Raw genomic sequence first — 19,969 nt, 5'->3', positions numbered from 1 at the left:
TCGAAGAGTGGACCCTCAGTTGCCGGAGTCCGACTGATCCCACCCCGCCTTTTGGGGCAAACCAGTCGAACGACACTGGCGTCAACAACCGACAACTGGAACGACCGAGCCCGTCACCGCGAGGATCACCGCGGCTACCCGCGCGGCCCGCGTGTCCTCGATCGTTCTGGTACCCGGACCGACCTCATCAGCTCCAAGGCGGCTTGCGGTTGTCGGAGGCCGGTCAGCTGCCCCAGGAACTCCCGTCGGTGGGATCCTTGCGAGCGCCCCACCGGGCATCGAAGTACCGCCGCAAGGCTTCCGTCCGTGCCATCGCCTCGGGCGTTGAGGAGAGCCTGATGAAGTGAGTTACTGCGGCGGCGTACTCGACTGCATCGCCTTTGAAGGTCGGCATCTTGGGCGGTCGGCCGTACGCGAGCAGCAATTCGACAAGCTCCGGGGATATCCGGCCCAGGTGCTTCTTGTTCCGACCGAACGCGGCGGCGAACTCATCGACTGGTGATGGGGCCCTGTGATCCTTTGCCACGGCTCCGATTGTGTCATGGGCCTTCACCCAACTGAACCTTGACCCAAGAACCTCCGGGAATCAACGATTTCCGGGCCCTTCTGTTGTGGGCGATACCAGACTCGAACTGATGACCTCTTCCGTGTGAAGGAAGCGCGCTACCAACTGCGCCAATCGCCCTCGCCGGCCGGGCCGACCACACAATCTTGCCATAGGTTTGGCGACACTCGTCACGGAATTGCCGTGGGTGGCGCGCATCGGTTAGAGTCTTCAAGCACGCAGAAATGCGAGCAAATGCGGATGTGGCGCAGTGGTAGCGCATCACCTTGCCAAGGTGAGGGTCGCGAGTTCGAATCTCGTCATCCGCTCGAGTGGGAAGTGTCAGCCTCGCTGGCGGGTCCCGCCATGCGGTGGAGTGGCCGAGAGGCGAGGCAGCGGCCTGCAAAGCCGTATACGCGGGTTCAAATCCCGTCTCCACCTCCAGGCTTCACAACCTGGGCGATTGGCGCAGCGGTAGCGCGCTTCCCTGACACGGAAGAGGTCACTGGTTCGATCCCAGTATCGCCCACCAAAGAAACCCCCGGTCCGCCGGGGGTTTCCTCATTGTGTCGGAGGGTTCGTGCCCTCCCCGTGCCCTAGCCGATGTGAGTTGTGGCGCGAATGACCCTGTGGCGCCCTTGGGCAGGGCGGGGCGCGAGGCCGGGAGCGAATTGCTGCCGCGATCTCTAGGGTTGTGCTGTGGTCATATACGCGTACATAGATGAGACCGGCGACCGAGGGCTGGCAGGCACCAAGGGATCTAGCCCGATCTTCGGGATGGCCGCAGTACTCGTCTCGGAAAAATCGGCTCCGAAACTTAGGGCGGCCGTCACTGACCTTCGTGCGACGTTTAGCGTTCCTCACACCAAGGTGATGTCGTGGAAGGAGCACGTTAAGTCTCACGCGCGCCGTCAGTACGCCGCGAAAACATTGGCCGCGGTGCCCGACGTGTGGGTTTCGTATGTCTACTGCCAGAAGGACCAGGTGAGCGGCGCGTACACACAGAACCGCGAACTGTTCTACAACTACGTCGCGTTCAAGTTGTATAAGAACATCCTCTGGGCTGCACGGAACTGGCAGGGCACAGCCGGCGTGCACACGCGCTATGGCCACGTGCGGGGACATGATCACACCGGCACCAAGCAGTACCTCGAGTTCCAGGCATCAATGGATCCGAAAGTGCCGCATCGTCTTGAACGAGGACTGCAGTGGGTTTCCGCCGACAAGTACCTGGAGAGCCAGGCCGCAGACCTCTACGGGGGGTTCCTCCGCGCAGCCGTCTGGCCCGCTGAGTTCGACCTCGTTGAGCCGCAATACCTAAAGACGGTGTGGCCCCAGGTTCGGAAGGGCTATGACGAATGCGCAATCCCGCTGGGGTTCATGTCAATGCCAGACAATGGCATTGCCCGGAAGCTGGACTGGAACGACTGTGTGTGCAAGTACTGCAATGCAGTACGGGCCCCCTGAAGCCCCCAGGGGCCGATCCACTTAAGGAGTGCGGTGGCAGCACCGCTGGCGATCCCCGGCGAGCATCAGGTGGCCCGTCCTTTCGACAGACTATAGGGCACTGCCGACAACGCGCTGAGTATCGACATGACTTTCTTTCTCGGCGGCTGGCGTCGATCAGTCGCTCACTGCGAAGGATAGACTCACGCGAAACGGGATACCTGGGGGTTTCTCGCAGACACTAAGGGGGCATCAATGACCGGATTCCTGTCCAGACTGTTCGGCGGCGGGACGAAAGCCGAGCCCGCACAGGTCGCCCGTGCCCAACCCGCTCCACCACCAGCAGCCGCCTCCGGTCGCGAGATCCCAATCTCGTTTCGCGAGGACCTCGAGGTCTCAGGCGAGTCCTACTACCGCGACAACATCGGCAAGATCTTCCGAAACCTCGGACGTACCGAGGGCGGCGTGACTATGCAGACCGCCCACCTAGTCCCAGAGCCAAAGAACAAGTACGACCGCAATGCAGTACGTGTGGTCGTCCTGGGTGAGCAGGTCGGCCACGTCCCGCAGGAAGCCAGTGCAGCGATCGCCCCCGTACGCAAAGTTTCTCGCTCCCTCCCTTCGCCTGGCAGATCGAGGCCGACCGGCGCGCCGCCTAACAGACCCCCGGCGGCGACCGTTCGTCGGGTACACCCAGGGCCGAGAGGCCCGCCCAGTGGAACGAGAAACACATGTCAATCAACACAAAGCCTTTTCAGGACGCCTACACGCAGTACCGCTCAGACGTCGCGAAGGCCGTGACTTACACCCACCATGATTTGACACATACGGGGGCGACCCGCCAGCGCCACGCCCGCGTGATGCAGGCACGGTCGGCGCTCATCAACAAAATCCCGAGCGCCCCGGACCCGGCGGTGCTGCAGGACCGCCGCCCTGCGGTCATCGAGTCACTCGCCCCGAAGAATGCGGATCAGGTGGCCGTACAGGGCGCGGAGTGGGCGAAGGTACAGGCGATCCTCAAATCTGGTCGCGTGATCCAGCAGGCAGTGATGGATACCACTTCGGTGGAGCGCCTCGCCGCTATCGCCAACAACGTCGAGATTTGGGCGTACGGGCTCAACACGAACGATCCGGAGGGATTCGCCGAGGATGTTCGCTCGTTGGTGTTCGACAGGCTGGTGGCGCTCGGGCACGAAGGCGCAGTCGGTGCGCAGAGCCTCGATGAGACTTTCCGGACCACGGCGGCTTGGAACAAGTTCCTGACCGACACAATCGAGGGCAACGGCAATGCCTCGATCCAGGCGCTGTACCAGGTGGACCCGGAGGGCTACGCGGCTGTGCAGGCGGCGAACTTCCAGTTCAATCTGGCAGGCGACACCGACGATGCGGTCAAGCGCCTCGACTCCCTCGTGTCGAAGCCCTTGGCAGTGGCTGAGGTGATCTGAGCCATGGCGGCGGGCGTGAAAACCTCCCCGGAGGTGGAGGCTGAGGCCGTGCGTCTGATCCGTGAGGGTCAGACCCGCCGCGAGGTTGCCGAAGTCACGGGGGTATCACAGGGCGTGCTGACCCGCATCGTCCGGGACACCCCCGGCCTGGACTGGGCGCGCACGGGCTCAGGCTCCAGCGGCACCCCAGAGGCGGCGGCGAAAGCTCGGGGTTTCCGCTCGAAGTACATGCGAGACCGCCGTGAGGCCATCGCCGACAAGATGCTTGATCAGGCAGAGAGGTCGGCAGACCTCGCGGCGAACGTCACAGACCCTCGCCAGCGGCAGTACTTGATGCAGGCGGCGGATGCGGCGCTTCGGGGATACGCCAACGTCACTAAGCCGGACATTCTGCTGAGCGAGCAGGAGTCGATGCAGAAAACGGTGAGCATGTTCGACACGTTCACCCTGCTCGCTGGTCGCATGGTTGGTGAAGTGCTGCCACCGGCGAGGCCGGGGCTGATCCAGGAGTAGCGCTCCGCGCCTGTCCCGCATACTGAGAGCCCCGCACCCCTACGAATACGGTGCGGGGCTTCTCAGTGTCTCGGAGACCCCACGGGAGACCGGGGCGGGTATGCCTGGCGCGGTAGAGTCCCCACCATGGATGACCTGGAGCGCCAGAGGGAACTAGGCCGCTATCGCGACGAGACTCTGAACACGCCGAACTGCCCCACCTGCCTGCACAGGATGGAACCCGTCGATGTCGAGGGCGATCCAACGTGGCAGTGCACGCAGTGTCGCGATACCCCAGCGGTCGCCGACGCCTCGCGGCAGTGACGGCGCCAGATTTAGGCCTCTTTACACGTACTGCAAGAAATTTCCACGTACCCATTGACCAATCGCACGTACCCCTGTAGTTTTACACGTACCGGCCCAGTTAGGAGGTCGACCGAGCAGGAAGCAGGGAATGAAAATGGGCAACTACCAGGGAGATCCGGTCGCCGTGATCCGCCACCTTCGCAAGGTGACCGACGCAGGAACGACCCACTATGAAGGAATCATGACGGGTGCGTGGTTCGCCGAGAGCCTGAACACCGGAGTGCTGGAGTACGGCGGCAACATCCGCCCCGATTGGCAGACCGAGAAGATGGGCGCCAAGACCCGCCGGAAGGTCGAGCGGTGGGTCGAGGAGTTGCTGCAGAACGACGCAGTCATCGGCAACCTCAGCGTCCGCCTCAACCCCACCAATAGTGACTACGAGATCGAGCAGGATGAAGATGGAGACCTGACGCTCACACTCTGGTCCGGCCACCTCGATACCGCAGTCGATTCGCAGTCGCGTATCACGGCCATCATCCGGGCAGTGAACAACCCGGTGGGCTCGTTCGAGGTCACTACCCCGTTCGCCACGCGCATCTGGATTGCGGACGATGAGCTTGCGGCGCGCGTCGGATCGGACTACAACACGCGTGGCGACAAGGTGAACGACACGGCGGCGAAGTTCGCGTACCAGGACAACGCTGACAAGCGCCTTGCCCGGGACCTGCTGCAGAACAGCCCGCACCTTGGCGTCGACAACGTCGAAGTCCTCAAGAACGCAGTCTCAGCGTCAAGCTCCAAGCTCTTCGCATTCAACACCCTCACGCAGGCGATGGAGTCGTTCTGGCACGGCGACCCAGTGAACAAGGTCGAAGAGCAGGCACAGGCGCAGTACCTCGTGGATTTCTGGGACGCCCTCGTCGCCGTTCGCCCGGAGTTCGGGCGCCTGGGGAAGTCGGATCGTATGGCACTTCGCGGCACTTCGATGGCAGGGACGGCACTCTCCATCCACGGCGTGATCGCCGTAGCCTACGAGATATACAAGCGCGACCTCGATCCTGCGGACGTCCTGGCTCCTCTCGCTGAGCCTGTCTACAGCGAGGGCGAGAAGGTCGACTACTTCTCGTACGACAACCCCGTCTGGACAAAGCTCGGTGCGCTCGTCAACACGTCCGGCAAGCAGCAGCTTCGGATGAGCTTCCAGACGCGTCGCGCTGTCGCCGCAGAGCTCATGCGCCGTGCCGGACTGGAAGAGCGCGTGCCGGAGACCGTGTAAGCGTGCCATCACGAAGGAGGCCCAGCCATCGCGCTGGGCCTCCTTGGTTTTTTCCTCGGGCTAATCACACCGGCAGAGCCTCCGACTCTACAAAGCGATGCTCTCCGCATGGATGCCGTTGCTCGCTAGGTCATCCATCAACCGCCAGTACACATTGTCCTCGTAGAAGCCCTCAGCATCAGTGTTCCCCTGAGCCAGGTCGATCTTGTGCATGTCGGGGACGTCGTATGTGACTACATATCCCGCCTGCGAATCACTCCACTCGACGCGAACGTTCATCGTGGCGTTGTCGATGTCGTAGTTGTCGTTCCCGTGATTCTTGGCGATGTACTCGAACTGATACGTGAAGGTGTAGCTATCGTCCTTCTTTAGCGATTCCAATCGATCCTCCTCATTGATGAAGCCATGGTTAGCGCGCGCAACACCCGCCGGTCCGTCTTGGAGTCGGTCGCGCGATCAGCTATTGGTACCGAGGCTAGAGCAGAATCTCGCGCCGCAGGCACTTGTTTCAGCATCGAGCTGGCATGTGTTTCTTGGTCGGGCCAACGCCCTCCTTGCTGTTGCGCGATTGTCGGTGGTCCGCGTGAAAATGGGTTCATCCTCCTCGACGTGTCATGCAACGCACCCGTTGCATTTGCGTTAAGCTCTCTGCATGACGATCTCACACGACCCCGGCGTGGTTGAAGGGCTAATCGATTCCAAGGGTCTCGCGAGTCGTCTCGGGGTTTCACAGGCGACCATTCGGTCTTGGCGGAGTCGGGGCGCGGCGTGGCTTCCCGAGCCCGCCGGAAGGCTCGATGGGCTGGTCTGGCGAGAGCAGGATCTGGCCGGTATCGAGACCCTCATCCCGCACGGTCCGGGTCGCCCCTCGACCATGAGCCGGGAGCCACGATCCGACCGCCTAATCCATACCACCGACCGTCGCACACGCGGCGCGTACTACACCCCTGGCGACGCGGCACACCTGATGGCGAAGTGGTTGGTCCGCCACGAGGGCGAGACCTACTTGGAGCCGAGCCTCGGGGATGGTGTGTTCGTGGAGGCTGTGGGCGATGTGACCTCTGCCGCAGGAATGAAGCGACCGAACTGGATAGCAGCGGAGCTTGACGCCGAGACGGCACTGACCGCGACCCGGCGCGGACTGGTGACCCCCGATGAGATCCGAATTGGCGATTTTCTGAGCCTCACCCCGACCCTCGCGGACGGCGTGATCGCAAACCCGCCGTATGTCCGGCTGAGGCACCTGGATGCGCGCTCGCGAGAGCGCGCGCTCGCTGTGGCGCATGAGCACCTCGGCGCGCCAATGGCTCCGAGCGGAAGCATCTGGATGCCGTTTCTCCTTCGTATGGTTGCGTCGGTCAAGCTGGGAGGGCGGATGGCCGTCGTCTTGCCGCTTGACTTTACGTACGTCGCGTATGCGCTCCCGCTTTGGGAGCACCTCGCCAGATCCTTCGCTTCACTGCGGGTTCTACGGAGCCGGGAGCGCATTTTCGGTGACATCAATCAGGACGTGCTCATCTTGCTTGCCGACAATCGAGGAGGTGCCACCGACCACGTCATCTACGACGCCTATGAGAGTGTGGGTGCAATGGTGGAGGGCGTCGGCAGCGTCGGCGGGCGCGTCAGCGTTGCATCCATTGCCGCGGGCGAGCGAGCCTTCCAGCGTGCTCTGCTCCCCGAGGGCCTCGACTCGCTCTTGTCGGGCGCATCGCAGAAAGGCTGGACGATCCCAGCGTCGGACCTCGTAACGTTCAGAATCGGGTACGTCGCGGGCGACAAAGTATATTTCCATCCGGACGCCGAGACGATTCGCAAGTACAAACTCCCGGAGACCAGTCTTCGCCGCTCTCTCATCAACGCCCGGAAGTTACGTGGACACGGCCTCCGGACATCGGGTGTGGGCGAAGAAGTGGTCGACCACCTGTGGCTCCCAGATGGCGAACTCACAGAAGGCGAAAGACGGTACGTACGCAAGGGAGAGCGGGCGGGCGTCTCAGATGGCTACAAGGCCCGGATACGGTCCCCGTGGTACACGGTGCCGGGCGTCAAATCTCCGGATGCCATCGTCACAGTGTTCAGTGAACGTCCGCTCCTGCTCATCAATGACGCGTCCTGGGTTGCCTCAAACAGTCTCCTCTGCGCTTACCTTCGTTCAGGAACGGTCCAGCAGCTCGCTGCATCTTGGTACAACCCGCTCACGCTTTTGAGCATCGGTCTCGAAGTGCACTCACTCGGTGGGGGCGTGGTCGTGATGGTACCCAATGAGGCCTCCCGCGTGACTGTGCTACACCCCGACCGCGTCACAGGTGACATCGATCAGATCGACGCCGCCCTTAGATCCGGTGACATCGCCGCCGCCTATGAGTGTGGAGCGGTGAGCCTCCGGAAGTCCTTCGGTTCTGAGGGTGCTGACCTGATCGCAGAGGGCATCCAGACTCTCACCAAGTGGCGAACTAGATAAACAGGTCTAGCCAAATGTTGCGCCGCTTATAGGTGTCGATAACCCGGTCCACGAACGTCTCGATGGACAGGTCAGTATCTGGGCTCGCCGCGTTCACGATGTCGTCACGGAGCAGAGCGGGCGACTTGTCAAAGTCGACCACCATGTAAGCGAACTGATCGTAGATGCCGCTGACGGTGCGGTAAAGCTTGTCGTCGCGGCCCGCGATCGCTCTGTACATTTTCGCGTAACGGGTGTGATCCGGCGTGACTACGATGTTGCGCTCGGGCAAGGTCTTGGTGGCCGGTTTCACCTCGACATACGAGTACGGATGGAGGTAAACGTAGGAGTGGATCGTCATCGGATAACGCTCCTGTAGGCTCACGGCCTCGCCCACAATGTCTTGGTAATAGGTGAGCACGTTCTTTCCGATTGAGCTCATCTGGCTACGGACACCTACAAGGAGTAGCGGGCCGCTGGAGGGGTGCACCACCGCGACATCGACGTCCTTGGTCTTGTGCGAGCCGAGGATGCTCGCCTCCTCGATAACTCGAACGCCGTCCTTGAAAGCGTCGGGGTGGAGGCGCGCACGGAGTTGTTCAGCAATGTAACCATGGAGCGTCTTGATGAAGTGCTGGCCTCGAACGGCGTTGACCCGATCCTTCGTGTACAGCTCGTGCATTGTCTCAAGTGTCTGACCGAGCGTCTCGGGAGACTCGTCGACATCAATGCTCAGGCCTGTGCTGGAAGGCTCGTCGCCAGCATCAGTAGCATCTTCAACCTCAATGTCGAGTGTTGGCTCCTCGTCGGCGTTTGGCGTCATGGCTCACACCATATCGAGGATTCTTACCGGAACCGGCCTCCGACGACGAAACTCGGGCGACGAGGCCCCCGCCATAGCGAGGGCCAAGCCGAGATAGACCACGGAACGGAACCAACCGACCAACCCTCATTTTACCAGCGGTGATTCGGCCCCGGAACGAGCATGACGGCTTGACTCAAAGTCATGCAGCACCTTCCCAGTTGAAGGCATAGCATCCAACCTCGCGGCTGTGTTTTGATGGTTTCAGATAGACAACTAAACAAAGGCTGACGGACCTCAGGGTCGCGTTTCCGCTGGGCTGGCAAGAAGGCACCATGTCCGGGGAGTCGGTGGCAACACCGGCAGTCGATACCCACGCCCGTGGATCGGGTTGCTCACCGCGTGTCAACAGATGCGGCGAGCGACGGAACCATGGGCGTTTGTCATGCAAGCGCCCGTGACCTCAGGAGGTTACGGTGCTTCACCGACCCACGATCACACATTGGGAAGCAGAGCCGATCCCCGACGCGGATCTGCATTGGCTCCTTCGAGTCTTGTTCGCCGCCCCTGCGAGCGCCGCCACTAGGGCGGTGTCGGCATGAGTTCGAAACCCCAACCCCGCCGCCGCTGGCAGATGAACCACGATGACCTGTTCTACGGCACCGTCACGATCACCGGGCTTCTCGCCTACATCGGTTACGGTCTCCTGTTCGCCTGGGCGATCGGGCGTCGATGACCCCGAAGATCGGACACGTCACCCGCACGGCCTCACAGGTCGAGCGCTTCCACTTCGCGCCGCTGGACGACCCCACTGCGCCACAGTGCCTCGCGCCCAAGAGCGGCACCCACAAACCGGACACCTGCACCGAGCGCGGCAAGCACCCGATTGGGAGCCACGTCCGGCGGGCCAGCAACGACCCCGGCCTCGTCCGCAAGTGGCGAGCTGAGGGTTACAACCTCGGCGTGGTCTGCGGACCCTCCGGCGTGGTGATCCTCGACGAGGACACCCTCGGCGATTTCGAACGGTTCTGCCGCGATAAGGGGGTCGAGGTACCAGTCACCTACAAGGTGCGGAGTGCGAAGGGCTGGCACTACTACTTCGCCGAGCCCGAGGGCGTACATTTCGGAAACCGTTCGCCGTTCAAGAAGGCCGGTTACAACCTCGACGTTCGCGGCGGCAACGCCTACGCCGTGGCGGCGGGCTCAGTCCACGCGACAGGCGTGATCTACACCGCCGAGGACGACGACGCGGTGGTCGCCGTGATGCCGGAGTGGCTCGTCAGCTACCTGAGCACCCCTGCGCCGCGCCAGGTCAAGGAAGAGGCACCGGAGGCCGTCGCGGCCTATGCCGGGGACGACGCCTACAGCGGCGGGACCCATTACGAGCGTGCCTCCGTCAACGGGTGCATCGCCAGACTGCAGGCAATGCACGGCCCATGGTCGGAGGGCGCAGGCTGGGACGAGGGCACCTTCAGTCAGGCGTGCAGTCTGCTGGAACTCGCCAACGTCCCGTTCTTCGAACTCACCGCCGCCGAAGCCGAGGCGCTCGTCCGGGAGCACGCGCCGACCGACGAGGCATGGGGCATCGAGCAGGTGGGAGCGAAGATCGCCTCGGCCCGCCAGACAGTTGGCGACCGCAAGCGGATGGACCTCCCAATCGACGTGGTGGCAGAGGCAGTCGCCCAAGTCGCACCGGATTTGTCCGACCTTGAAGATCAGGTCTGGGGCTACCACCGCAACGGCTACAGCAGGAAACCGCCGGAGCGCCACGCGGTGAAGCTCGCAATCCGGAGCGCCTGGAACAACCGCGAGAAGCCCCCAACGGTCTCCACGGGCGGGAACTCGAAGCGGACCCTCAACCTCGTGAACCTGGCCGATGTCGAGTTCGAAGTGACGGAGTGGGCGTGGGATGAGGTGATCCCGCTCGGTATCCTTACCGGCATCGCCGGCTGGGCGGGCATCGGCAAATCGACGCTCATCTCGTGGCTGGTCGCCGGGCTCACACGCGGCAAGTTCGAGGGTGACCTCAAGGGGCAGCCCGCATCGGTGCTGATCGTCGCGGGAGAGGACGACACCAGTCGTCAGCTCGCACCACGCCTAAACGTGGCTGGTGCTGACATGAACCGCGTGAGTGTGGTGCAACCTGCGATCGAGGTGGTGCAGGGTCAGTCGGTCGACACGGTAATGCAACTCACCAAGGACCTGCCGACCATCCGCCAGATGTTGATTGATACGGACGCGAAGATGCTCGTCCTCGATCCGATCCTCAGCTTCGTCGACGGTGACCCGAACGGCCAGAAAGACGTGCGCAACGCGTTGGACCCGCTGGCCGCTCTGGCCCGCGAACTGAATATCGCCGTCGTGGTGGTCATGCACTTCAAGAAGGGCCACGGCGTCGCCGGGGAGAAAGTGTCCGGCTCCCACGTCTGGCGCGACGCGCTCAGGTCGTTGCTCGTCATGGCGGTCGATGAGGAGTCACAGTACCGCGTCGTCACCATTGACAAGTCGAACTACTCGAACGCTCGCGGCAAGTCGATGCTGTTCGAGGTGACCGGCGCAGTCGTACAGGGCCGTGACACCAAGGGCAAAACCCGCAACCAGTTCGTGTCGAAGGCCCAGTACATCGGCGACTCCCCAAGGAGCGTGCAGGACCTGCTCGAAGCGGAGAACGCGAAGCGCGACGGACGCCGGGTCGTGAACGAGGACACCGCCGAGACCATCGCCTGGATCTGCGACCAGCCGGGACCGGTCACCTGGTCGGCCATCGCTCGGCAGGTAGGGGTGGACCCGAACGCTAAGGAGGGCCCCGCCAAACAAGAGCGGACCAACCTCATGAAGAAGCTCTCACGCGCGGTCGCACGTGGCGACATCAGCAAGACCGGCAAGGGCCTCTATAGCAAACCGACCGGGCTCCAGCCGATCCCCGGCCTCGGCGGACAGGAGGACTACTGATGAGCCGCTTATTTCCGCCTCGCGCGGGGGTAGTAGATGAAGGAAATAACGGAAATAAGAACCCCCGGAGCCCCGGCTCATTTCCGTTATTTCCCCCAGTTCACCAGTTCACGCGGAACGGAAATAAGCCGCACCCGCACAATCGAAAAGCAAACCTAACCCTGTTTCACCAAACCTTCACGCGCGAAAGGAGCGCCTCATGAATGCCAAGGTTCCGCAGTTCACGATTCCGAGGTGGCTCGCCCCTCACGTCGCCGAGGTGCGGGCGTGGTCCGCAGTTCGGGGACCTAACCCTCGGTGTTTGATCGCGGTGTGCACTCACTCGGGGTTCAGCCTCGGCCTGTGTCGCGACCACTACGACAACCTGCGTGCTCGGGCGAAGCGTCGGGGGCAGTCGCTAGCTGGCTGGCTTGCAGCGCACGTCGACGAGGCCGTCCAGGGTCCGGCGCTGGTGACCGGAGGCTCGGTCTGCTGGGTCAGCGTCTGCGAGCGCTCGGCAGTGAGCCATGGGCTCTGCAAAGCGCACGCGGTGACGGCCCGCCGCCGCTTCCGCGAGGAACAGAACGTCGTCCCAACGTCCGACTCGGAAACCAGCGTTCAACGGGTGGGTGCGGGCGTCTTGTTCGGTCGTGCCGCCACAGTCGGGCCCGTAGCCAATAAGGAGAAAAACTGATGGACAAGTACAGGAACCACGAGAGTGCGGACCCGCGCGACTGCGAGCACGGGGTGGACGCGTGGACTCTGTGCGACACCTGCCTCGCTGACATGCTGGACGGGAACGCAGTTCTCGGGCGCTTTACCCTCGTTGGCATCGCGGCGGGCCTCGCTGTCGACATCCGGAGCGACGGGCGCGTGGTCGTCTACATGCTGAACGCCGACCTCGCGGCCTTTGGTGGAGGCGGGCTGAGCGACGCGTGGGTGACGCACGACGACGAGTGCACAGGCATGCCCGATGTCGTACTTGACGACCCGACCGAGCCAGTGGTGATCGCAGCTGAGGAGATCGCTCGCACGTGTCAAGTGGTGTCCGACCTAGCAACGGCGCTCCTGCCGTTTGTCGAGTTTGCGTTCGCATCGGGCGCAGACGGGGCGGAGGTTATTGCCGAGCTAGTCGGCTGGATGGAACGGCTTGAGCTCAAGCCGGGGACACAGCGGATGTTTTGGGGGGCGCTTCGCGTGGTGACGCGGGCGGTCGCGGCACTCGAAGAGCGGCAGTAGACCCGTGCAGGTCGAGAAACCCCTGATGGGAAGCCGAAATTGTGGGCCAGTATCCAGGAATGTTTTTCTTGGAATTGTGGTCGAAAAGCGAGCCACACGACCGAGAAAGGGATACCCCATGACGAACACCAAGAACTCCTCGACTTGCAGATGCGAATGCGGCGAGCCGGTCGGGGCGAAGGCAAACTATCGCCCCGGACACCACGCCCGCCATGCCGGGATTGTCGCTCGGGCCATCACGGAAAACCCGAAGCAGGTCAAGACGCTGCTCAACACCCTCCCAAGCGCCGCACTCCAGTCGAAGGCCACCCGAGCTGTCGAGCGCCTCACCGCGAAGCCCGAGGCCAAGGAGGCGGTGGCATGACGGACACCAAGCGCTGCCTCAAGTGTGAGCGGACCAAACCTGTGCAGGCATTCAACCTCCGGCGGAAAGGCAGAAAGGCCCGCCAGTCATACTGCCGCGACTGCATGGTCGAGGCCGTCCGAACCACCCGAGCAATGCAGAAGGAGGCCCGCCGTGGCTGATCAATCCATCACCCCCGACGAAATAGCCATCGGGTGCCTCGTCGAAGGCGCCGACGGGAACATGACCACCGACGCGATGACCGAGGACATCCGCGCAGGGCTGGAGGTGACCCGGTGAGCGCCGCGAAACCAAAGCGGGCCGTCATCCTCACCCGCGTGAGCACCGAAGAGCAGGTGGACGGCACCTCGCTGGGTGACCAGGAACGCCTCTGCCGGTCACTCATCGAGTCGCGCGGCTGGGAGTTCACTGGTCGGATCTACGAGGACGCCGGAGTCTCGGGGACAGTCGAAAACCGCCCCGCACTGACCGAGGCCATGCGGGACGCCGCCAAGGGCGAGTTCGACGCGCTGGTCGCCCTGAACCTCTCCCGGCTGTCCCGCAAACAGTGGATTTCGACCAAGGCCATCGAGGACCTGAACGACCTCGACGTGGCGTTCGTGTCCGTGCAAGAGGCGTTCATCGACACCTCGACCTCCGCCGGTCGAGGCATGGCAGGAATATTCTCATCCTTCGCTCAGATGGACCGCGACTCTCTCGTGGAGAAGACCGCCCGAGGCCAACGCGCCAAGGGTGAGGCAGGCCTCTGGCCCGGTGGGCACCCGCCGTTCGGCTGGCGACTCGAAGGGTTCAAGCGCACCGCTCGACCCGTCCCCGACGACCGCGAACGGGAAGTGCTCGCCGAGGCGTACCGGCTGCTGGTCACCCAGCGGAAGAACGCCTACGAGGTCGCGGCGCGGCTGAACGACGCCGGGCTGCACCCTCGCCTGGCGAAGGAGTGGCATCCGGAGAGCCTGCGCCGAATCCTCGCCAACCCGAGCCTCGCCTCCGGCGTGGTCATGTGGGGCGCAGCCGCACAGGGACAGTCAGGGTTCTACCCCCGGAGCCACAAGACCAAGGTTCGCCGCGACGGCACGCCGAAGTACGGAGCCCCGATCCGGATCGAACTGGACGAGCCGCCGTTCACTCCCGCAGAGCACCGGTCGATCACTCGGGCGCTGGCTCGGCGTTCCACCCGAGGGAAGGCCGCGCACGCGGTCTCGCGCCCGCTTACCGGTCAGGTGTACGGCGAGTGCGGCATGTCCTACTACGGGGTGACCATCAAGGGAAAGCCTGCGGTGATGCGCTGCACCGGGCGTCGACACCTCCGAGGCGACGAGAAATGCACCTGCAAGCAGGTCGCCCACGAGCCTCTGGAGGCGCGCGTGTGGGGAGCCGTTTCGGAGTTCCTGACGGACCCGGCGCGGCTGGAGGCCATGGCCCGCCAGTACCTCGAACTACCCACGGACGCGGGCGACGGCGTGGAGGACTCCACGCTGCTGTCGGCAGTGGAACGGCAAATCACCAAGCTCGAAGGGGCGCAGTCGAATGTCGCTCGGGAACTCCTGTTGGCGGACAACCCCGCCCCGATCCGTGCGGCGCTCGCCGAGATTGAGCAGGACCTCGCCGGACTCCGGGAGCGCCGCGAGGGCTACCGGGCGCTGGCGTCGTCGGTTCGGGAGAAGGGTGAGGCGCTCCGCGACCTTGCGGAGCTTGCAGAGCGGGCGCGGGGCAACCTCCACCTGATGGCCGAGGAGCAACGCCGCGAGGTGTACCGAATCTTGCGGGTGCGCGTTCTGATGGCCGGGGCTGTGGTGACTGACGAACAACGAGTCGCCCACCCTGAGCGACTACAAATTTCCGGCGTCTTGGACCCTCGCCTGTGGGGCGACGAGGGACGGGGCGGCGGTTCAGGCGGCGGAAACCAGTACGGGGGCCCTCGTCCCCTTCCCGGTTCTCCGGCTTCGGACACTGCGGCACCGAGTAGCTTCCGGCACGGGGAGGATTGCGCGCGTATGCTCCTCGGTCGGGCGTGGGAACGTCGCTACAGTCCCCGCGCGAGTTTGGGCCCGTAACGACGATGGCACCTGGCGAGCCCGCGTCACCCTCATGTTCTCAGGGGACCGTGAGAGCGAAAAGGACTACGCCGCCGAGCGTCGGCGGGCTGAGGCGAACTACGCCGAGCGGGAAGCGGAGAAAGCTCGCAAGGAGGCAGAGAAGGCGGCGCGAGAGGCTCATACGGAGGCGCGGCGCACCGCCGGGGCCGTCGACGGGCAGTACTGGGTCCTCCTCAAGCCGTCAGTTTCCGAACTCAAGCGGCAGGAACGGTTCGAGGAAGCGCGGGACCTTTTGGAACAGTGCATAGACGCCGCCGAGCAAGAGAGCACCGTGACCGGCGAGGTCCCGGACCCATGGCCGTCCGAACAGATGTCGGTGGTCCTCCGCCGCCTGCGCGAGTACCCCAACGAACTCGCGTTCCTCGAGCGTTACGTTGCCGCGTGCGGGGACAAGGAGGTCCCGGAGTCCGTGACGATGCGGCTGAGCCGGTCGAGACTGGCCGTCGAGAAAGGCTGAGCGCCCCGGCATCCGCAGACACCGAGGCGTTCGACCAGCCCGAGCGGGCCTACCGCGTCGCGAACTGGTCGGGCTCGACCTGGCGCGCCGCGAGGATCCCGAACCGGCGAACCTCCTCCGTCAGACCCGGGACCTCCGCCGCCTGGATCTCCCGGTAGACCTCGGGGCCGGCGAGGTGGAGATCCGTCCATGCCCCGGTCGTGACCGTCCCGGCGAGAGCCTCGTTGAACACTCGCGCCACGGCGGCGGGAAGCGCGTTCTCCTGCTCGGCCTGGAGGCGGGCCACGGCGGGCTCGTGGCCGATTTCCGCGAGGCGACCGAACGCGAGCGCCTGGATCTCCGCCATGATTTCGTCCCGATGCGGGGAGTCCGTTACACCAGGCATCGTTGGGAGCCAGTGTAAGAGCGACACGATGGTCCGCTGATCCGCTGACGCGAGAATCTGCTCCAGCCGACGGCCACGGTCCAGGTCGGCTTGGATCCGCTCGCGCATGTCCCGGGAGACGGCGATCTCGTCGGCGGTGGACGGGTGGAGGCTGTCCAGGATCTCAGCCTGAGTCGGGCCGCTGATCCCTGGTACGGCGGGGATGAGGGCCGCGAGGTTGTCGTTCGCTTTCTGGAGGAGGCCGAGCCGGTGAGTGGTGAGGGCTCGGGGCGAGAGATTGTGATCCTCGTGGCTGATCGCGGCGTGGCGCTCCTGCTGGAGCCGTGCGAATGCCTGGGCGTGGGTGCTGGTGCTGGTGCTCATAGTGATCTCCTGATCTGTGATGGGTGAGGGTCGATCTATCGGGTCCGATAGGTCGGGTCGCGTCCGCGAAAATCCCGGATGCGCATGTCAAACGCCTCCTGCGCTGGTCTGCCGCGAGTTCTGCGTGTCCAGGGACCCAGGGAGGGCCTTTGCGTCCTGATCCGGCAGATCGCCGTCCAGGGCCTCGTCCTCCTCCCGGACCTTCCCAAGCCACGCACCGAGGACCGCGGCAATCTCAGCGATCCCGGTATCCGGCTGGGGCTCGTAGAGTCCGAGCAACTTCGCGCGGTGATCCATGATCCGGATCAGCCGATCGATCGCCCCGAGATGCCCGCGCACGATCTTGTCGGCTAGGGACCGCTGAGCGAGGTCCAGCCGCTCCAGTTCCATATCTCGGAGTTGCTTCGCGGCCTCCCGGGGGATCGCGGCGAGCGCGCGATCAATGGCCTTCTTCGCGGCACTCCGGTGCTGGTAGCCGAGTTCTCGGGCGATCCGCTCATGCGAGTAGCCGAGGAGCCGGAGATCCAGCGCCTTCGCTTCTCGGGTGCGGGCCTCCGCGCGGATCTGGGTTCGGGTCTTGCCCTTGGTGCTGGTCATCGCTGATCCTCCGTTGTGTCCTGGTCCATGTGTGTCTTGAGATCTGCTCCGGAGCGCGTGATCTCCTGCAGGCGGAAGCGATTAGTGCGGGCCTCGACCCGATATGCCGCCGCCTCGGCGCGGAGCGCGGAGCAGTAGTCGCGGATCGCTTCCCGAATCCATGCCGGCGAGGCGTCCATCGCCCGCTTGAATGCCGGGGTCACTCGCTGGGAGTGGCGGCCCGCTTCGCGGACGGGCTGGTAGGTGGGATCGGTGCGTCGAGGAATACGCATTATCCAGCCTCCTTTCGGGCCGCGTGGGCTTGCCCCTCGGGCGTCTCAAGCCATGCGAGGTACTCGGCCGAGGGACTGGTGATCTTGACCAGTTCCCAGCGCCGCTCGTGGAGCCACTTCTCGGCCCTCGGTACGAACCGGGGATCCGTTGTCGGGATCCAAGCACGGAGGCGGGCGACGACATCGGCGGGCGGCTGGCTCTCATCCCAGGCGGCTCGCGTGGGCTTCTTCGCTCCTCGGCGGTGAGTCGGGTAGAGCGACCAGAATCGATCGAACTCCTCGGTATCGGCCAGGGGCGAAGCCCCCTTGAAAGAGTTGTGTTCTAGATCGTCACCAGATTCTGGGGACTGAGGCACCAGATTCTGGGGAGTGCCCACCAGATTCTGGGAACTGAGCGCCTCGGTCCCTGCTTGCTCGGTGCCCATATTCTGGGGACTGAGAGCCTCGGGGATCATGCCGAGGCGGTACACGTGGGGGCGGTTGATCCCGCGCTCATGGATCGCCACTACGCCCGCGCGGACCAGCCGCTTGATCGACGCCTCGGCGGTCGTCGTGGATCTCATGAGCGCGAGACGCGCGATCGTCGCCATGCTGACGCGGCGGGTGATCCCGCTCCTCCAGTCGCACTCGTGGAGGAGCGCGGCATAGACGGCCAGATCGGCGCTCTGGAGGCCAAGCACTGAGCCGTGCTCCTGGAGCCAGTGAGGGATCCGGGACGTGTGCCCGCTCATCGGTCGTCCTCCTCGATCTCGTGGAGGTCGAACAGCGGCGGGTTGATCCGGCGCTCATGCTCGCGGCGGCGGGTTTGTGCTCTGGCCTCAGCGATCCGCTGGCGAGCCTTCTCGAACCGCTTGTAGCGGCGTGACTGCTCTCTCATCATCGGCACCCCTGGTTGCTCGATCTGGTCGCGTCAGGCGACGGTCAGGGGCTGGCCGAGGGCGGCGATGCTGGCGGCGTCCACGCGGATCATGCGGGGGCCGATGCGGACGGCCTTGAGGCGTCCGTCAGCGATCCAGCGGCGGACCGACTTCTCCGAGATCGAGAGCCGCTCGGCGGTGTCGCGGAGGGTGAGCCATTCCGGTGTGGGGGTCGTGCTCATGGTGGTTGCTCCTAGATGCACGAAGACCAAGCACGACGACCCGTAGGGGGTCTAGTCGGTGCTCGGTCTTGTGCTCCTGGCTGACAACCGTTCGGCCTACTTTCCGGAGTGGAGCGCCTGGCTCAACACATCCGGTTCCCAGCGGGGGCTCCAGGCCACTCTCCGCGTCGATCCTCGGCTTAGCGTTGGTCTTCTGTTGTGAAATCTAGTTTATCGCAGTGTCCGGACCTGGCCGGATCAGACCCGCCGAGCCATGCGCGCCGCCAGTTCATCATCCCGACCCGTCGCGTGCTGATACCGCATCGCCGCCGAAGTCGAGGAGTGCCCGAGCCTGGTCATCGTCTCGCGAAGGCTCGCGCCGGTCTGCGCGTAGCGGGTGCCCGCGTAGTGGCGGAGCGCGTGGAACGGCATATCCTCGCGACCCGCCGCCCGCCGAGCCGGATACCAGTGCTTGGTAAACGTTGATTGCCCGAGATGCGAGGAGCCATCAGCGGCGGGGAACAGGAGCGAGTCAGGGAACCGCCCGGTGTGCTCCTCCAGGTGGGCGAGGAGTTCGCCGTTTGTGTGCGGTGGCAGAGCGACCGTCCTGATGCCGGCCTCCGACTTCGGGGGACCGACCTGGAATCCGGCGTCGGAAGTGTGGGTCACTGCGCGATCGACGCGCACGCGGATCAGGCTGACCTCGCCTGAGTCGTCGCGTGTGATCGTGACATCCTTCCGGCGCAGTTCGGTCGCCTCCCCGTAGCGCAGCCCGCCCCATGCTGCGACGAGCACGAGGGCCCGGAAGCGGGGAGTAATCGTATCCAGGATCGTGTCGAGTTCAGCATCCGTTGGCGGTAGGACCTTCCGGCCTGTGTTGGTGGACTGCCCGCCCTTGATGGTGCACGGGTTCAGCGCGATCAGTCCATCGCTGACTGCGGTGCCCATGATCGCGTTGAGCAGCCCGTAGGCGCGAGATGTCTGCGTCTTGCGCCCTGTGTCGAGGAGGTCGGTCCTCCACGTCCGCACGACGGCCGGCGTGATGTCCGCGAGGAGCCGAGGAGCGAGCGGCGCGAGGGGGCCCGCGATGAGGCGGCGGTACTCGTGGATCGTGGCGGGACGGAGACGTTCGCCGCGGGAGTTGGTGCGCTCGCGCAACCACCGCTCGGCGTAGTCCTGGAGAGTCTGGGCCTTCTGCGTGGCCTGCGCAGCGAGGACGGCAGCAGGAGACCAATTTCCCTGAGCGATGAGGGTGTGCTGGGCGGCAAGCCACGCTTGCGCGTCAACTTTCGCGCTGTAGGTCATCGGGGCTGTGTGCCGTTCACCATCGGGGCCGATGTGACTGGCCTGGTACCGACCGCTTGGGAGGAGCCGGATCTTGCCCCAGGCGTTGCGAGATGCCTTGCGCTTGCGAGTAGTCGCCATGTCATGCCTCC

The 19,969-nt window shown here is 64.3% G+C and carries 23 protein-coding genes and 4 tRNA genes; 16 read left to right on the top strand and 11 right to left on the bottom strand.

Translation table 11 applies throughout. From position 1 onward, the window contains the following. Window positions 1-223: 223 nt before the first annotated feature. Window positions 224-553, bottom strand: a complete 330-nt coding sequence (locus HGK58_RS09690; RefSeq protein ID WP_168627375.1) for a hypothetical protein — start codon at window positions 551-553, stop codon at window positions 224-226. Window positions 554-612: 59 nt separating this feature from the next. Then, window positions 613-685, bottom strand: a tRNA-Val gene (locus HGK58_RS09685). A gap of 116 nt (window positions 686-801) precedes the next feature. Between HGK58_RS09685 and HGK58_RS09680 the strand changes: the two genes are divergently transcribed. From HGK58_RS09680 to HGK58_RS09640, 8 genes are all read left to right on the top strand, one after another. Next, a tRNA-Gly gene (locus tag HGK58_RS09680) sits at window positions 802-873 on the top strand. A 41-nt stretch (window positions 874-914) separates the two neighbouring features. Further along, window positions 915-988, top strand: a tRNA-Cys gene (locus tag HGK58_RS09675). Between the two features lie 13 nt (window positions 989-1,001). Continuing rightward, a tRNA-Val gene (locus HGK58_RS09670) sits at window positions 1,002-1,076 on the top strand. A gap of 167 nt (window positions 1,077-1,243) precedes the next feature. Then, window positions 1,244-2,011 (top strand): DUF3800 domain-containing protein, encoded by a 768-nt coding sequence (locus HGK58_RS09665; protein WP_168627374.1) that lies wholly within the window; start codon window positions 1,244-1,246, stop codon window positions 2,009-2,011. Between the two features lie 710 nt (window positions 2,012-2,721). Continuing rightward, window positions 2,722-3,435 carry a hypothetical protein gene (locus HGK58_RS09655; protein WP_168627372.1) on the top strand — a complete coding sequence of 238 codons (714 nt, stop codon included), beginning with the start codon at window positions 2,722-2,724 and terminating at the stop codon, window positions 3,433-3,435. A 15-nt stretch (window positions 3,436-3,450) separates the two neighbouring features. Further along, entirely contained in the window at window positions 3,451-3,948 is a 498-nt protein-coding gene (locus HGK58_RS09650; protein WP_168627371.1) for a helix-turn-helix domain-containing protein, read from the top strand. Between the two features lie 126 nt (window positions 3,949-4,074). After that, a complete protein-coding gene (locus HGK58_RS09645) occupies window positions 4,075-4,251 on the top strand; it encodes a zf-TFIIB domain-containing protein (protein WP_168627370.1) in 177 nt (58 codons plus the stop codon). Between the two features lie 136 nt (window positions 4,252-4,387). Further along, window positions 4,388-5,509: a DNA sulfur modification protein DndB gene (locus HGK58_RS09640; RefSeq protein WP_168627369.1), complete on the top strand. Its 1,122-nt coding sequence runs from the start codon at window positions 4,388-4,390 to the stop codon at window positions 5,507-5,509. A gap of 87 nt (window positions 5,510-5,596) precedes the next feature. On the opposite strand, the gene HGK58_RS09635 is transcribed toward HGK58_RS09640, so the two are convergent. Next, a complete protein-coding gene (locus tag HGK58_RS09635; protein WP_168627368.1) occupies window positions 5,597-5,890 on the bottom strand; it encodes a hypothetical protein in 294 nt (97 codons plus the stop codon). A 271-nt stretch (window positions 5,891-6,161) separates the two neighbouring features. Here HGK58_RS09635 and HGK58_RS09630 point away from each other — a divergent pair, with 271 nt between their 5' ends. Further along, a complete protein-coding gene (locus tag HGK58_RS09630) occupies window positions 6,162-7,970 on the top strand; it encodes an N-6 DNA methylase (RefSeq protein ID WP_168627367.1) in 1,809 nt (602 codons plus the stop codon). Here HGK58_RS09630 and HGK58_RS09625 read toward each other — a convergent pair. Continuing rightward, the gene (locus tag HGK58_RS09625) at window positions 7,963-8,772 is read right to left on the bottom strand and encodes a hypothetical protein (RefSeq protein ID WP_168627366.1); all 810 of its coding nucleotides are present in this window, start codon (window positions 8,770-8,772) and stop codon (window positions 7,963-7,965) included. The genes HGK58_RS09630 and HGK58_RS09625 overlap by 8 nt on opposite strands. Window positions 8,773-9,349: 577 nt before the next feature. Here HGK58_RS09625 and HGK58_RS09620 point away from each other — a divergent pair. The 7 genes from HGK58_RS09620 to HGK58_RS09595 all read left to right on the top strand — a co-directional run bounded on the left by HGK58_RS09620 (window position 9,350) and on the right by HGK58_RS09595 (window position 15,838). Beyond that, window positions 9,350-9,487 (top strand): hypothetical protein, encoded by a 138-nt coding sequence (locus tag HGK58_RS09620; RefSeq protein WP_168627365.1) that lies wholly within the window; start codon window positions 9,350-9,352, stop codon window positions 9,485-9,487. Next, window positions 9,484-11,703 (top strand): AAA family ATPase, encoded by a 2,220-nt coding sequence (locus tag HGK58_RS09615; protein WP_168627364.1) that lies wholly within the window; start codon window positions 9,484-9,486, stop codon window positions 11,701-11,703. Before HGK58_RS09620 ends, HGK58_RS09615 begins: the two co-directional genes overlap by 4 nt. Window positions 11,704-12,375: 672 nt before the next feature. Further along, the gene (locus HGK58_RS09610) at window positions 12,376-12,921 is read left to right on the top strand and encodes a hypothetical protein (protein WP_168627363.1); all 546 of its coding nucleotides are present in this window, start codon (window positions 12,376-12,378) and stop codon (window positions 12,919-12,921) included. 118 nt (window positions 12,922-13,039) lie between these two features. Beyond that, the gene (locus HGK58_RS09605) at window positions 13,040-13,285 is read left to right on the top strand and encodes a hypothetical protein (RefSeq protein WP_168627362.1); all 246 of its coding nucleotides are present in this window, start codon (window positions 13,040-13,042) and stop codon (window positions 13,283-13,285) included. Window positions 13,286-13,438: 153 nt separating this feature from the next. Next, on the top strand, window positions 13,439-13,564 hold the full coding sequence (locus HGK58_RS13925; RefSeq protein ID WP_282597254.1) for a hypothetical protein: 126 nt from the start codon (window positions 13,439-13,441) through the stop codon (window positions 13,562-13,564). Continuing rightward, window positions 13,561-15,339 carry a recombinase family protein gene (locus HGK58_RS09600; protein WP_210422814.1) on the top strand — a complete coding sequence of 593 codons (1,779 nt, stop codon included), beginning with the start codon at window positions 13,561-13,563 and terminating at the stop codon, window positions 15,337-15,339. Before HGK58_RS13925 ends, HGK58_RS09600 begins: the two co-directional genes overlap by 4 nt. Window positions 15,340-15,373: 34 nt before the next feature. Then, window positions 15,374-15,838: a hypothetical protein gene (locus HGK58_RS09595; RefSeq protein WP_168627360.1), complete on the top strand. Its 465-nt coding sequence runs from the start codon at window positions 15,374-15,376 to the stop codon at window positions 15,836-15,838. A 49-nt stretch (window positions 15,839-15,887) separates the two neighbouring features. Here HGK58_RS09595 and HGK58_RS09590 read toward each other — a convergent pair whose 3' ends face one another. The 7 genes from HGK58_RS09590 to HGK58_RS09560 all read right to left on the bottom strand — a co-directional run bounded on the left by HGK58_RS09590 (window position 15,888) and on the right by HGK58_RS09560 (window position 19,958). Further along, the gene (locus HGK58_RS09590) at window positions 15,888-16,586 is read right to left on the bottom strand and encodes a hypothetical protein (protein WP_168627359.1); all 699 of its coding nucleotides are present in this window, start codon (window positions 16,584-16,586) and stop codon (window positions 15,888-15,890) included. Window positions 16,587-16,673: 87 nt separating this feature from the next. After that, window positions 16,674-17,183 carry a hypothetical protein gene (locus HGK58_RS09585; RefSeq protein ID WP_168627358.1) on the bottom strand — a complete coding sequence of 170 codons (510 nt, stop codon included), beginning with the start codon at window positions 17,181-17,183 and terminating at the stop codon, window positions 16,674-16,676. After that, window positions 17,180-17,455, bottom strand: coding sequence for a hypothetical protein (locus tag HGK58_RS09580; protein WP_168627357.1), 276 nt, complete (start codon window positions 17,453-17,455; stop codon window positions 17,180-17,182). The genes HGK58_RS09585 and HGK58_RS09580 overlap by 4 nt, the downstream gene beginning before the upstream one ends. Next, window positions 17,455-18,186: a hypothetical protein gene (locus HGK58_RS09575; RefSeq protein ID WP_168627356.1), complete on the bottom strand. Its 732-nt coding sequence runs from the start codon at window positions 18,184-18,186 to the stop codon at window positions 17,455-17,457. Before HGK58_RS09575 ends, HGK58_RS09580 begins: the two co-directional genes overlap by 1 nt. Then, the gene (locus HGK58_RS09570; protein ID WP_168627355.1) at window positions 18,183-18,332 is read right to left on the bottom strand and encodes a hypothetical protein; all 150 of its coding nucleotides are present in this window, start codon (window positions 18,330-18,332) and stop codon (window positions 18,183-18,185) included. Before HGK58_RS09570 ends, HGK58_RS09575 begins: the two co-directional genes overlap by 4 nt. A 33-nt stretch (window positions 18,333-18,365) precedes the next feature. After that, window positions 18,366-18,554: a helix-turn-helix domain-containing protein gene (locus tag HGK58_RS09565; protein ID WP_168627354.1), complete on the bottom strand. Its 189-nt coding sequence runs from the start codon at window positions 18,552-18,554 to the stop codon at window positions 18,366-18,368. Window positions 18,555-18,791: 237 nt separating this feature from the next. Further along, window positions 18,792-19,958 (bottom strand): site-specific integrase, encoded by a 1,167-nt coding sequence (locus HGK58_RS09560; RefSeq protein WP_168627353.1) that lies wholly within the window; start codon window positions 19,956-19,958, stop codon window positions 18,792-18,794. Window positions 19,959-19,969: the final 11 nt, after the last annotated feature.

It is taken from the genome of Cryobacterium sp. BB307, from assembly GCF_012274275.1.
Taxonomy (GTDB): Bacteria; Actinomycetota; Actinomycetes; order Actinomycetales; family Microbacteriaceae; genus Terrimesophilobacter.
Note: the sequence above shows the minus strand (reverse complement) of the source record. Positions and strands in the feature narration are given on the sequence as shown.

Bases quoted from the DNA above. Each gene is read 5' to 3' on its own strand.
- HGK58_RS09565 (WP_168627354.1), bottom strand. From the start codon at position 18,554: ATGAGCACGACCCCCACACCGGAATGGCTCACCCTCCGCGACACCGCC.
- HGK58_RS09580 (WP_168627357.1), bottom strand. From the start codon at position 17,455: ATGCGTATTCCTCGACGCACCGATCCCACCTACCAGCCCGTCCGCGAA.
- HGK58_RS09610 (WP_168627363.1), top strand. From the start codon at position 12,376: ATGGACAAGTACAGGAACCACGAGAGTGCGGACCCGCGCGACTGCGAG.
- HGK58_RS09590 (WP_168627359.1), bottom strand. From the start codon at position 16,586: ATGAGCACCAGCACCAGCACCCACGCCCAGGCATTCGCACGGCTCCAG.
- HGK58_RS09620 (WP_168627365.1), top strand. From the start codon at position 9,350: ATGAGTTCGAAACCCCAACCCCGCCGCCGCTGGCAGATGAACCACGAT.
- HGK58_RS09575 (WP_168627356.1), bottom strand. From the start codon at position 18,186: ATGAGCGGGCACACGTCCCGGATCCCTCACTGGCTCCAGGAGCACGGC.
- HGK58_RS09595 (WP_168627360.1), top strand. From the start codon at position 15,374: ATGTTCTCAGGGGACCGTGAGAGCGAAAAGGACTACGCCGCCGAGCGT.
- HGK58_RS09615 (WP_168627364.1), top strand. From the start codon at position 9,484: ATGACCCCGAAGATCGGACACGTCACCCGCACGGCCTCACAGGTCGAG.
- HGK58_RS09605 (WP_168627362.1), top strand. From the start codon at position 13,040: ATGACGAACACCAAGAACTCCTCGACTTGCAGATGCGAATGCGGCGAG.
- HGK58_RS09625 (WP_168627366.1), bottom strand. From the start codon at position 8,772: ATGACGCCAAACGCCGACGAGGAGCCAACACTCGACATTGAGGTTGAA.
- HGK58_RS09585 (WP_168627358.1), bottom strand. From the start codon at position 17,183: ATGACCAGCACCAAGGGCAAGACCCGAACCCAGATCCGCGCGGAGGCC.
- HGK58_RS09655 (WP_168627372.1), top strand. From the start codon at position 2,722: ATGTCAATCAACACAAAGCCTTTTCAGGACGCCTACACGCAGTACCGC.
- HGK58_RS09630 (WP_168627367.1), top strand. From the start codon at position 6,162: ATGACGATCTCACACGACCCCGGCGTGGTTGAAGGGCTAATCGATTCC.
- HGK58_RS09645 (WP_168627370.1), top strand. From the start codon at position 4,075: ATGGATGACCTGGAGCGCCAGAGGGAACTAGGCCGCTATCGCGACGAG.
- HGK58_RS09570 (WP_168627355.1), bottom strand. From the start codon at position 18,332: ATGAGAGAGCAGTCACGCCGCTACAAGCGGTTCGAGAAGGCTCGCCAG.
- HGK58_RS09640 (WP_168627369.1), top strand. From the start codon at position 4,388: ATGGGCAACTACCAGGGAGATCCGGTCGCCGTGATCCGCCACCTTCGC.
- HGK58_RS09560 (WP_168627353.1), bottom strand. From the start codon at position 19,958: ATGGCGACTACTCGCAAGCGCAAGGCATCTCGCAACGCCTGGGGCAAG.